This is a genomic window from Sporosarcina saromensis, assembly GCF_054901285.1.
This window is the reverse complement of sequence record NZ_CM142738.1, coordinates 982,776-994,071: the sequence shown is the minus strand read 5'-3', so window position 1 is coordinate 994,071 and position 11,296 is coordinate 982,776. Positions and strand designations below refer to the sequence as shown.

Here is an 11,296-nt window from a genome sequence, read left to right as displayed (position 1 = left end):
CCATTGCCAGTATGCCTTAGTTTACCAAAACTTATGCAAAAGGGCACACGACCGCATTATATTATTTATGCATTTTACAATACTACCACAACGTTAGCCTTACGTCAACATTTTTTGGGCTTTCAGAATAAAGTACCCTTTTTTCTTTTCGACCGTTTTCACATTACCAAAAAGGTCTTCTAAATGTGCGATTGTAGAAGGAGCACCTTGCTTCTTTTGAATAACAACCCACAACTCTCCGCCATTCGCCAACTTTGAAAAAGCGCCGTCGTAGATGCTGAATACCGTCTCTTTTCCTGCCCGGATTGGCGGATTTGTCAAAATAGCAGAAAAGCCTTCCATTTCTACAGAAGACAGTGCATCACTCGGATAGATTTCGACGTTTTGTATGCCATTCATTTCCGCATTTTCTTTCGCTAACGCCATCGCTCGCTCATTCACATCTACCATGTGAACTGTCCGATCCGGAAAAGATGCGGCAACCGATAAACCGATTGGGCCATACCCACAACCAACATCAAGCAAATTCCCTTCGGTTTCATTCATCCGAAATGCATCCGCAAGCAAGCGCGAGCCAAAATCCACTTCTCCCTTACTGAATACACCAGCATCCGTTTTAAAACGAAGTTGAACGCCACGGACCGTCGCACTCCATTCTTTCGGATCGCTTTTCACGGTAGGATTTTTAGAATAATAATGATCTGCCATTTCGTTCCTCCCTTCCTAACGAAAGGTTATCCAAATTTCTTTAAATATATCGTCATGCACAAAGTAAATGAAACGTTTCTTCAGTACACAAGTGATACAGCACTTGCTTTAGAAAAATCCTTCATTCAACTAAATTCTCAAGCCTCATGCTACAAACTTTTTTGAGCAGAGATAAAAAAACGAAGAAAAGCCCGTCAACCGACGAGCCTTTCTCCCGTATAGAAAAATTACTTGATTTCGATTCCAGCGCCAACTTCTTCAAGTTTCGCTTTCATTTCTTCAGCTTCTTCTTTAGAAACGCCTTCTTTGATTGCTTTAGGAGCGTTATCAACTACTTCTTTCGCTTCTTTCAAGCCAAGGCCAGTAAGTTCACGTACAACTTTGATAACCTTGATTTTTTGGTCTCCTGCAGAAGCAAGAACTACGTCGAATTCAGTTTGCTCAGCAGCCGCTTCACCAGCACCTGCACCGCCAACCATTGCAACTGGAGCTGCAGCAGTTACGCCGAATTCTTCTTCGATTGCTTTTACTAGGTCGTTTAATTCAAGAACTGTCATTTCTTTAATCGCGTCAAGGATTTGTTCTTTAGTCATTATATGTTCCTCCTAAATAGGTTTTGTTTTGTCGGGTTTAACCCGCATATTGTCGTTCAGGCAACTTGATGGTGATTAAGCGCCTTGTTCCTCTTTTTGCTCTGCAACAGCTTTTGTTGCAAGCGCGAAGTTGCGCATTGGAGCTTGTAGAACGCTGAGTAGCATAGAAAGTAGACCTTCGCGTGATGGAAGTTCTGCCAATGCCTTAACATCTTCTACAGAAGCAACCGCACCTTCGATTACACCTGCTTTGATTTCAAGTTTGTCGTTCTTCTTAGCGAAATCGTTAAGGATTTTCGCAGGAGCGACTACATCTTCGTTAGAGAATGCAATTGCATTCGGTCCCACAAGATGTTCGTTCAAACCTTCAAGTCCTGCAGCTTCAGCAGCACGGCGAGACATTGAGTTTTTGTAAACTTTGAAGTCAATACCTGCTTCACGAAGTTGCTTACGAAGTTCAGTTACTTGGCTGACGTTTAGACCACGATAGTCAACAACGACAACAGAAACTGCTGATTTCAATTTACCTGAAATCTCTTCAACAACTGCTTGTTTAGCTTCAATTACTTTGCTCATCTTGACACCTCCTATAAGAATTCGGGGTCATTCATACCGATATGAAAAGCCCTCGGGCTCTACAAAGTAGAACACGAGGGCAGAAAAGTCGTCATCTTTAACGTGAAAGAGCGTCTTGTCCTCGGCAGGAAATTAAGCGAGTAATCGCACCTGCTGTCTACGGTACAAATGATTTAGTTCACAACAAACGAAATCTTACTACAAGATTTCAAACTTGTCAATGGTTTTTATTTAATAACTACAGAAGAAGGATCAACTTTGACCGCAGGACCCATTGTAGTCGTAATGTTTACAGACTTCATGTATGTCCCTTTCGCTGCAGCTGGTTTCGCTTTTTGAACAGTTTCAAATACAGTTTTGAAGTTTTCTTCAAGCTTTTCGTTATCGAAAGAAGCTTTTCCGATTGGCGCATGGATAATACCAGCTTTGTCCGCACGGTATTCAACTTTACCTGCTTTGATTTCTGCAACAGCTTTCGCAACATCAAATGTTACTGTACCTGTTTTAGGGTTTGGCATTAAGCCTTTTGGTCCTAGTACACGACCGATTTTACCAACTTCGCCCATCATGTCCGGAGTTGCAACGATAACGTCGAAATCGAACCAGCCTTGTTGGATTTTAGTGATGTACTCTGCATCACCTACGAAGTCTGCACCAGCAGCTTCCGCTTCTTTCAACTTTTCGCCTTTAGCGAAAACGAGTACGCGTTGAGTTTTACCAGTTCCGTTTGGAAGCACAACTGCCCCACGGATTTGCTGGTCGTTTTTACGAGTGTCGATTCCAAGACGGAATGCAACTTCAACAGTAGCATCAAAGTTTACTGTGCTTGTTTTTTTAGCAAGCTCAATCGCTTGTGACAATTCATACGCTTGTGTACGGTCAACAAGTTTCGCTGCTTCAGTGAATTTTTTACCTCTTTTAGCCATTTGCTATTTCCTCCTCATTGTGGTTTTAACGGATTGAACCTCCCACGAATAAGGGTTGCGTGTCCTAACGACAAGCGCAACCCCCACTACAAAGAAACACGTTACGGTCACACGAATCAGTCTTCGATCGTGATTCCCATACTGCGCGCAGTACCTTCAACCATTGCCATCGCTGCTTCAACTGATGCTGCGTTTAGATCCTGCATCTTTTGTTCTGCAATTTCGCGAACTTTATCACGTTTTACAGTAGCAACCTTCTTTTTGTTAGGCTCTCCTGAACCTTTTTGAAGATTAGCTGCAACTTTCAACAACACTGCTGCTGGTGGAGTTTTTGTAATAAAAGTGAATGAACGGTCCTCAAATACAGTTATTTCAACAGGAATGATTAAGCCTGCTTGATCTGCTGTACGTGCATTGAAATCTTTACAGAATCCCATGATGTTAACACCTGCTTGACCTAGTGCTGGTCCAACTGGTGGTGCTGGGTTTGCTTTACCTGCAGGGATTTGCAATTTCACAATTTTGGTAACTTTTTTAGCCACGAGACACACCTCCTTAAGTCCGTGATGTGGTAATTGGGTTGCCCCTCCCACTCAATATGTGTCTGCCGGTTTTCCCGGTAGAATTTGGTTAATCCGTCCAGACTGTTCAGATTACAGTCTGACCTTTGAAATGATACCATTATTCTGCCTATCTTGCAAGTGGTATTCACTTATATTTTTTCAACTTGTGCAAAGTCGAGTTCCATAATTGTTTCGCGTCCAAACATATCGACAGTAACACGCACTTTCCCTTTGTCCTGATCGATTTCTTCTACTTTCCCTTGGAAATGCGCGAATGGTCCTTCTAACACTTCAATCATTTCGCCGACTTCAAAATCGACTTCAGTTTTAGGCTCTTTCATGCCCATTTGCTTCAAGATGAAATCCACTTCCTCAGGTAAAAGAGGCGTCGGTTTCGCTCCCCCACCGGATGAACCGATAAATCCCGTCACTCCAGGTGTGTTTCGAACGACATACCAAGAATCATCCGTCATAATAATTTCCACGAGGACATATCCTGGGAAAGTTTTTTTCATAACCGTTTTTTTCTTTCCGTCTTTAAAATCCGTTTCTTGCTCTTCAGGAATGACGACACGGAATATTTTATCTTGCATACCCATTGTCTCTACACGTTTTTCAAGGTTTGCCTTTACCTTATTTTCATACCCTGAATACGTGTGGACAACGTACCAATTTTTCTCCATTTCCATAATGACAAGGACTGTGTCCGTCCCTCCTTTTAAAAAATAAATAACATTTTTTTCAACCCGTAATGCGCTATTTCCAAAGAAAAGAAAAAACCCGTACATAGTACAAGACGGGATATTTTCGACAAGGATATTCATGCTGCCTTATTATAACGCAATATACCATTCCATTACTTCTGAAATGCCTAAATCCACTAAACCAAAGTATACCGCCATAAAGATGACTGTAAAGATTACAACAATTGTATAACGTGTTAATTCTTTACGCTTTGGCCAGCTGACCTTCCTCATTTCAGAGACGACATTTTTCAAGAAACCGGTTAATTTCCCCATGCACTCGTAGACCTCCGAATATTATATAGATTACTGCATATTGCAATCAGATTGTCTGCTTATGTTCTGTATGTGTATTGCAATGATTGCAAAACTTCTTCACTGTAAATCGTTCTGTTGTTTGTTTATTGCCGGCCGGAATTACATAATTCCTCGACCCGCAACGCTCACAGCACAAAATCATCTTTTTAGACATTTTCTCACCCTAAACTCGTGTCATGCAAATGTTGTAAATAGTTTAAGTACATCGTCATTGTCTTGCTAAAGAGTACCATCTTACCTACACGATGTCAACACAATGGAAAATGCTTGGTAATCGCCACAATTGCCTTTTGGATGCATCAAACATTACCATTCTCTAAAGCTATTTTGGGACAAATTAATATACAGCATCTATTTGCATATGACGTTCCAATTTACGTTTAATCCGTTGTAATGCATTATCCACTGACTTTACTTGTCGATTCAACTCATCTGATATTTCTTGATAAGACTGGCCATCCAAATACAGCGACAACACTTGCTTTTCGAGTCCACTAAGAACTTTATTGATTTCACCTTCCATATGGACATAATCTTCCTTGAAAATCATTAAGTCCTGAGGATCATCAAGATCAGAACTAGCGATGACATCTAATAATGTCCGCTCCGATTCTTCATCATACACTGGCTTGTCCAAAGAGACGGAAGTATTCAATGGAATATGCTTCTGTCGAGTAGCGGTCTTAATCGCCGTAATAATTTGCCGTGTAATGCACAATTCAGCGAACGCTTTGAATGAACTCAATCGATCATCACGGAAATCACGGATCGCTTTATAAAGACCAATCATTCCCTCTTGAATAATATCTTCGCGGTCTCCCCCCATCATGAAATAAGAGCGCGCTTTCATTTTGACAAAAGATTGATATTTGGTAATAAGAAAATCAAGTGCGTCCGCGCTCCCCCTTTGAACACAGATGATAAGCTCTTCATCGGAAAGTCCCGTGAAGTCAGTAGTGCCCCCATGAACGTATGTCTTTCCCACCAATCGCCACACCCCGATTCGTTATTGCCATTTCAACTAGTATACCGTATGGAAAAATTTTGCGTCAACCGTTCATTTCATTCCACGGCGCCATTTTTCAAATATTTCAGCAACATCATCAGACAGTTGAATCTTGGAAAACGGGCGTTGCTCTTGGATCACTTTCACTTTCTTTGAGATGATTTGATCAATTTCATTCATCTCGATTTCTAGTTCTCTCGCAGACTTCCTTAACGCACCTTGCGCAAAAATGACCCACTGCTCCGTTAAATCAGACGTCGCTACATGAATTTGTACACGACGCCCACTCAGTTCAGCAACCATTTTTTCAATCCGCTCATCCGCTGTTTCATTTTCTCGCGTAAAAACGACTTCCACTTGATGTTTTAAATTTTTCTTTTCAATGCCCGGCATTAAATGTGCGTCAAAAATCACGACAACCCGCCAACCCATATGCGCTTTGTATTCTGCCATCCGTTCGATTAAACGGTCTCGCGCATCTGCAAGGCTGTCTGATTTTAGAGTTCTCAACTCAGGCCAAGCTCCAATCACGTTGTAGCCATCGACAAGTAAAATTTCCTGTTTCATGACTCAGAACGATGACAATCGCGTTTACGGAACACTTCATACATGAGCAATGCCGCAGCAACAGATGCGTTTAAAGATGTAACTTGTCCAACCATCGGCAAATGATAGAGAAAATCACATTTTTCTTTCAAAATGCGAGACATCCCTTTCCCTTCACTACCAATAATGATCGCTAGCGGTAACGTCGCATCCATTTTTCGATAGTCTTGAGAGCCTTTTGCATCCGTGCCTGCTATCCACACATTTCTTTTTTTCAAATCTTCCACTGTTTGAGATAAATTATTGACACGAACGACAGGAATATGCTCGATAGCCCCCGTCGACGCCTTCGCAACTACACCCGTCAAACCGACAGAACGACGCTTCGGAATAATGACGCCATGCACACCCGTTGCATCCGCCGTACGAAGTATAGAACCTAAGTTATGTGGATCTTCCAGTTCATCTAGGATTAGAAACAGAGGATCTTCTCCTCGACGCTCCGCTATCGCAAACAAATCATCCAATTCTGCGTATGCATACGCCGCAACTGAAGCAATGACCCCTTGATGATTCACATCGAGCATGCCATCCAGTTTCTGTTTCGGCACAGCTTGTACAAGCACACCTGCTTGTTTTGCAAGCGAAAGAATCTCCCCTATGCTTTTTTTATTCAACCCTTCAGCGATCCAGATCTTGTTTAACTCTCTACCTGATCGGAGGGCCTCCACTACTGGATTTTTACCACCAATCAATTCCGATTCCTGATTTGTCATGATGCACCCTCCTCATTAGGCTTTTCAATGAATTGCACTGTTTTCGTAATAATTTCTTCCACTCGCTCGTGCTTCCCAAGTAAATACAAGTAGCCAAGAACCGCCTCAAACCCCGAGCTATGATTATACGTTACAACATCTGTGTTTTTAGGAACGGAACCAGACTTCGCGTTCCGACCGCGACGCAACACGGCTTCCTCCTCCTCCGTGAGGAAACCGTCCTGTTGCATCATTTTCACACTCGCAGCTTGTGCTTTTGCGGAAACGTACTTCGTCGCTTCTTTATGGAGAATATTCGGTTTCACACGACCCGAGCGCAATAGATGCTCCCGAATTGCCTGTTCATAAACAGCATCCCCCATATAGGCAAGTGCCAACGCATTTAATTGCTTGACGTCTATATCGCGCAATGTATACACGTCACTCACCCTCTCTTCCACCGCGTACCTTGTGCAGTGTCTTCCAAAATAATACCTTGTTGTTTTAATACATCACGAATTTCGTCTGCACGTTGGAAGTTCTTCTCACGACGCGCAGTCAGCCGTTCTTCAATAAGCTGTTCAACGTCTTCATCCAACAAGTCCTGCTCTTGTTCAAATGGCAACCCAAGCACACCCATTAAACGATCAAATGTCTCGATGAAGTATGTTAATACAGTCGTTTGTGTATTTTTCTCCTTCAGATAAACATTCGCCGTCTTTGCAAGTTCAAAAATCGCCGCAATGGCATTTGCCGTATTAAAGTCATCGTCCATCGCCTCTTCAAACTGGCGGACCACTTCATCCACTTTGTACGTCCAAATGTCTTGCTGGTCGCCAAGGTCTGCCGACAAATCCAAACGGTGTTGCAAATTGGTGTACGCTGTTTGAATGCGCTCCAACCCATTTGCGGCACTTTCCACTAGTTCTTGTGAAAAATTCACTGGATGACGGTATTGAACAGACAGCATGAAGAACCTAAGCACTCTCGGACTAATTTTTTGGCGGATATCATGCACAAGAATAAAGTTCCCTAGTGATTTCGACATCTTTTCATTATCAATATTAATATAGCCATTATGCATCCAATAGCGCGCAAATTGCTTCCCTGTCATCGCTTCGGATTGCGCAATTTCATTTTCATGGTGTGGGAATGTCAAATCCTGACCACCCGCATGGATATCAATCGTATCGCCCAAATGCTCTCTTGCCATAACAGAACATTCAATATGCCACCCAGGACGACCATGCCCCCAAGGACTGCTCCAAGCGATTTCTCCTTCTTTGGCAGATTTCCATAATGCAAAGTCTAGCGGATTCTCTTTAATCCCACTATCCTCAATGCGCGCTCCGACTTTCAACTCATCGATTGATTGATGTGACAGCTTGCCATACCCATCAAAACTGCGCGTACGGAAATACACATCTCCTTGCGCTTCATACGCATACCCTTTGTCAATCAACACTTGAATAAATTCCACAATATCGTCAATATGCTCCGTCACTCGCGGATGGGCATTCGCTTTTGTGCAACCAAGTGCACCAACATCTTCGAAATACGCGTTAATGAAACGATCTGTTAGCTCCCCAACCTCTTCACCGAGCTCATTTGCCGTCTTTATGATCTTATCGTCCACATCTGTGAAGTTCGAAACAAAATTCACTTCATAGCCACGATACTCCAAATATTTTCGTACCGTATCAAACACAATAACCGGCCTTGCATTTCCAATATGGATGTAGTTGTAGACAGTCGGTCCGCACACATACATCTTCACCTTACCTTCTTCCAAAGGAATAAAAGGCTCTTTCTTTCGCGTCAATGAGTTAAAAATTTGAATGCCCATCAAGATTCCCCTCTTTCTTTTCTAATTCTTCTATTCGTTTTTTCAGCATTGCGATTTCATTTTCCAATTGGTTACACGTATCAGTAACCGGATCCGGCATATTCCGGTGATCGTGTTTATCCTTCACACGTACGCCGTTTGTCATGACGACCTTCCCCGGTATGCCGACAACCGTCGAATCCGCAGGTACATCTTTTAACACGACAGAACCTGCGCCCACTTTACTATTGTCTCCGATTGTAATAGAGCCTAACACTTTCGCCCCTGAAGCGACTAGCACATTGTTCCCTAGCGTCGGATGACGTTTGCCTTTCTCTTTCCCAGTCCCACCAAGTGTAACCCCTTGATACAACGTGACATCATCTCCAATTTCACACGTCTCACCGATAACAATCCCCATGCCATGGTCAATGAACAACCGGCGACCAATCGTCGCACCTGGATGTATTTCAATCCCCGTAAAAAACCGACTGATCTGTGAGATGAATCGCGCTAGAAAGGACAGATTCCGTTTATACAACGCATGCGCAAGCCGATGCGCCCAAATCGCATGAAGCCCTGAATACGTCAACACCACTTCGAAAGTGCTCCGTGCTGCAGGATCCTGTTCAAATATGCATCTAATGTCTTCCCTCATCCTACGTATCACGCCACTTCCTCCTATCTCACTTCTTTTCAAAACACAAAAAACGCCCCTGTCCATAAATAGACAGAGACGCATATATGCGCGGTTCCACTCCGCTTGGAAGAAACCAGTCACCTGGCCACTTCCCGCTTATCGCCTATTAACGCTGGCGAAGCGTCCAGCCTACTTCACTTTTCGGCACGGCACTCAAAGGGGCATTTCCGTATTACAGAGGCACAGATCACTTCCAGCCGACGATGATCCTCTCTGAAGCGCATGCAATACGTACTTCTCCTTATCAAAGCTTTCTATATCCAAATCTATAATTGACTATACGAACGACGTACTTCGATTATGCACGAAGACGCACACCCTTGCAACTCTAAAACGCCGCAATCCTCAGAACTACTTAGAACAAAGCAGAACAACTTGAATCCCGGCATATCTCTTCAGAACGCCGCATAACTCCTCAAATCACAGCATATCTCCTCAGAACGCCGCATAACTCCTCAAATCACGGCATATCTCCTCAAAACGCCGCATAACTCCAAATCAACTCAAGCTTTCGCATACTTCGAAACGCGCTCAATCGTCGTTTCCTTGCCAATCAACGCAATGGAATCCGGCAACTCCGGTCCGTGCGCTTGACCCGTCGCTACTACACGAATCGGCATAAACAAATTCTTTCCTTTATGGCCTGTTTCCTTTTGCACATTTTTAATTGCTGCCTTGATGGAAGTCGGATCAAACGATTCCAACTCCTCCAATTGACGTTGGAAAGCAGCCATTACTTCTGGCACTTGTTCGCCCGCCAAGATTTCTTTAGATTGTTCATCATATTCAATATGATCCGTGAAGAATTGGGCGGTCAACTCAACAATTTCAGCTCCATAACTTAGTTGCGCTTGGTACAAAGCAATCAAATCATGAACCCACTTGCGCTCCTCTTCCGTCATCTCCTCGTTCACACGACCTGCCGCTTGCAAATGTGGTAACGTCAACTCGACGACTTCATCCAAACTTAATTTTTTAACGTACTGGTTATTCATCCACGTCAATTTTTGTTTATCAAACATAGATGGAGACTTAGATAGACGACTTTCATCAAACAACTCAATGAGTTGATTCTTCGTAAAGATCTCCTCTTCTCCAACTGGAGACCAACCGAGCAACGCAAAGAAATTAAACATCGCTTCCGGTAAATAACCTAGGTCCTTATATTGGGAAATGAACTGAATAATCGACTCATCACGTTTAGATAGCTTTTTCCGATCCTCATTGACAATTAACGTCATATGACCAAAACGTGGATAGTCCCATCCGAACACATCATAAATCATTAATTGCTTCGGCGTATTCGTCAAATGCTCTTCTCCACGGAAAACATGTGAAATTTTCATCAAATGGTCATCAATGACGACCGCAAAGTTATACGTCGGGATACCGTTCGCTTTCACAACTACCCAATCACCAACATCTTCTGATTCAAATACAACTTCTCCACGAACAAGGTCATCCACTTTATACGTCACGTTTTCAGGCACGCGCATACGGATTGTATACGGCATACCTGCCGCTTCTTTTTCAGCAACCTCTTCAGCAGTCAGATTTCTGCAAGTGCCCGCATACATCGGCGCAGCAATTCCAGCACTTTTTTGCTTCTCGCGCTCAGCTTCCAACTCTTCTGTTGTACAGAAACATTTATACGCATGACCGCCATCAAGCAACTCTTGCGCATATTTCGTATAGAGTTCCAGACGTTCCATTTGGCGATACGGACCATAGTCCCCACCGATGTCTACCGATTCGTCGTACTCGACGCCAAGCCACTTCAAATTATCAAGTTGTGATAATTCACCCGCTTCAATATTACGGGCAATATCGGTATCCTCAATTCGGATAATGAATTTCCCGCCGTGATGTTTTGCGAATAAGTAATTGAATAATGCCGTCCGGGCACCACCGATATGTAAATGGCCAGTCGGACTTGGCGCATAACGTACACGTACTTCTGTTGTCATTAAAAGCATCTCCGTTCATGTTTGATTCAAGTGTCATTTTATCACTGCTGAAGCTGATTTAAAAGGGCGA

At 43.1% G+C, this 11,296-nt stretch carries 15 protein-coding genes and 2 other annotated features; all 15 genes read right to left on the bottom strand.

Features of this window, described 5'->3' with window-relative positions; genetic code table 11:
• Window positions 1-99 precede the first annotated feature (99 nt).
• The 15 genes from ACVHUV_RS04830 to gltX all read right to left on the bottom strand — a co-directional run bounded on the left by ACVHUV_RS04830 (window position 100) and on the right by gltX (window position 11,226).
• On the bottom strand, window positions 100-708 hold the full coding sequence (locus ACVHUV_RS04830) for a class I SAM-dependent methyltransferase (protein WP_462086300.1): 609 nt from the start codon (window positions 706-708) through the stop codon (window positions 100-102).
• Between the two features lie 227 nt (window positions 709-935).
• A complete protein-coding gene (rplL, locus tag ACVHUV_RS04825) occupies window positions 936-1,301 on the bottom strand; it encodes a 50S ribosomal protein L7/L12 (RefSeq protein ID WP_317943709.1) in 366 nt (121 codons plus the stop codon).
• 75 nt (window positions 1,302-1,376) lie between these two features.
• Complete coding sequence (gene rplJ / locus ACVHUV_RS04820; RefSeq protein ID WP_317943711.1) at window positions 1,377-1,877, bottom strand: 50S ribosomal protein L10; 501 nt, start codon at window positions 1,875-1,877, stop codon at window positions 1,377-1,379.
• A 33-nt stretch (window positions 1,878-1,910) separates the two neighbouring features.
• Window positions 1,911-2,058: a sequence feature (ribosomal protein L10 leader region), on the bottom strand.
• A 46-nt stretch (window positions 2,059-2,104) separates the two neighbouring features.
• Window positions 2,105-2,803, bottom strand: coding sequence for a 50S ribosomal protein L1 (gene rplA, locus ACVHUV_RS04815; RefSeq protein WP_317943712.1), 699 nt, complete (start codon window positions 2,801-2,803; stop codon window positions 2,105-2,107).
• Between the two features lie 116 nt (window positions 2,804-2,919).
• Window positions 2,920-3,345, bottom strand: coding sequence for a 50S ribosomal protein L11 (gene rplK, locus ACVHUV_RS04810; protein ID WP_060203386.1), 426 nt, complete (start codon window positions 3,343-3,345; stop codon window positions 2,920-2,922).
• A 170-nt stretch (window positions 3,346-3,515) separates the two neighbouring features.
• Complete coding sequence (nusG, locus tag ACVHUV_RS04805) at window positions 3,516-4,049, bottom strand: transcription termination/antitermination protein NusG (protein WP_317943713.1); 534 nt, start codon at window positions 4,047-4,049, stop codon at window positions 3,516-3,518.
• A 150-nt stretch (window positions 4,050-4,199) separates the two neighbouring features.
• Window positions 4,200-4,385, bottom strand: coding sequence for a preprotein translocase subunit SecE (secE, locus tag ACVHUV_RS04800; RefSeq protein ID WP_317943715.1), 186 nt, complete (start codon window positions 4,383-4,385; stop codon window positions 4,200-4,202).
• 46 nt (window positions 4,386-4,431) lie between these two features.
• Window positions 4,432-4,569, bottom strand: coding sequence for a 50S ribosomal protein L33 (gene rpmG, locus ACVHUV_RS04795; RefSeq protein ID WP_462086862.1), 138 nt, complete (start codon window positions 4,567-4,569; stop codon window positions 4,432-4,434).
• A gap of 195 nt (window positions 4,570-4,764) precedes the next feature.
• Entirely contained in the window at window positions 4,765-5,415 is a 651-nt protein-coding gene (gene sigH, locus ACVHUV_RS04790; RefSeq protein ID WP_371390409.1) for an RNA polymerase sporulation sigma factor SigH, read from the bottom strand.
• Window positions 5,416-5,484: 69 nt separating this feature from the next.
• Entirely contained in the window at window positions 5,485-6,000 is a 516-nt protein-coding gene (locus tag ACVHUV_RS04785; RefSeq protein WP_317943720.1) for an NYN domain-containing protein, read from the bottom strand.
• Window positions 5,997-6,755 (bottom strand): 23S rRNA (guanosine(2251)-2'-O)-methyltransferase RlmB, encoded by a 759-nt coding sequence (gene rlmB, locus ACVHUV_RS04780; RefSeq protein WP_317943721.1) that lies wholly within the window; start codon window positions 6,753-6,755, stop codon window positions 5,997-5,999. Before rlmB ends, ACVHUV_RS04785 begins: the two co-directional genes overlap by 4 nt.
• Window positions 6,752-7,174: a Mini-ribonuclease 3 gene (locus ACVHUV_RS04775; protein WP_462086861.1), complete on the bottom strand. Its 423-nt coding sequence runs from the start codon at window positions 7,172-7,174 to the stop codon at window positions 6,752-6,754. Before ACVHUV_RS04775 ends, rlmB begins: the two co-directional genes overlap by 4 nt.
• Before the next feature lie 5 nt (window positions 7,175-7,179).
• Window positions 7,180-8,580, bottom strand: coding sequence for a cysteine--tRNA ligase (gene cysS, locus ACVHUV_RS04770; protein WP_317943722.1), 1,401 nt, complete (start codon window positions 8,578-8,580; stop codon window positions 7,180-7,182).
• Entirely contained in the window at window positions 8,561-9,229 is a 669-nt protein-coding gene (gene cysE, locus ACVHUV_RS04765; RefSeq protein ID WP_317943724.1) for a serine O-acetyltransferase, read from the bottom strand. Before cysE ends, cysS begins: the two co-directional genes overlap by 20 nt.
• 59 nt (window positions 9,230-9,288) lie before the next feature.
• Window positions 9,289-9,516 (bottom strand) — a binding site (T-box leader).
• 246 nt (window positions 9,517-9,762) lie between these two features.
• The gene (gene gltX, locus ACVHUV_RS04760) at window positions 9,763-11,226 is read right to left on the bottom strand and encodes a glutamate--tRNA ligase (protein WP_462086299.1); all 1,464 of its coding nucleotides are present in this window, start codon (window positions 11,224-11,226) and stop codon (window positions 9,763-9,765) included.
• Between the last annotated feature and the right edge of the window lie 70 nt (window positions 11,227-11,296).

Excerpts from the sequence above, each read along its gene's own strand:
- ACVHUV_RS04830 (WP_462086300.1), bottom strand. The coding sequence starts at position 708 with ATGGCAGATCATTATTATTCTAAAAATCCTACCGTGAAAAGCGATCCG.
- rplL (WP_317943709.1), bottom strand. The coding sequence starts at position 1,301 with ATGACTAAAGAACAAATCCTTGACGCGATTAAAGAAATGACAGTTCTT.
- rplJ (WP_317943711.1), bottom strand. The coding sequence starts at position 1,877 with ATGAGCAAAGTAATTGAAGCTAAACAAGCAGTTGTTGAAGAGATTTCA.
- rplA (WP_317943712.1), bottom strand. The coding sequence starts at position 2,803 with ATGGCTAAAAGAGGTAAAAAATTCACTGAAGCAGCGAAACTTGTTGAC.
- nusG (WP_317943713.1), bottom strand. The coding sequence starts at position 4,049 with ATGGAGAAAAATTGGTACGTTGTCCACACGTATTCAGGGTATGAAAAT.
- secE (WP_317943715.1), bottom strand. The coding sequence starts at position 4,385 with ATGGGGAAATTAACCGGTTTCTTGAAAAATGTCGTCTCTGAAATGAGG.
- rpmG (WP_462086862.1), bottom strand. The coding sequence starts at position 4,569 with ATGATTTTGTGCTGTGAGCGTTGCGGGTCGAGGAATTATGTAATTCCG.
- ACVHUV_RS04785 (WP_317943720.1), bottom strand. The coding sequence starts at position 6,000 with ATGAAACAGGAAATTTTACTTGTCGATGGCTACAACGTGATTGGAGCT.
- rlmB (WP_317943721.1), bottom strand. The coding sequence starts at position 6,755 with ATGACAAATCAGGAATCGGAATTGATTGGTGGTAAAAATCCAGTAGTG.
- cysS (WP_317943722.1), bottom strand. The coding sequence starts at position 8,580 with ATGGGCATTCAAATTTTTAACTCATTGACGCGAAAGAAAGAGCCTTTT.
- gltX (WP_462086299.1), bottom strand. The coding sequence starts at position 11,226 with ATGACAACAGAAGTACGTGTACGTTATGCGCCAAGTCCGACTGGCCAT.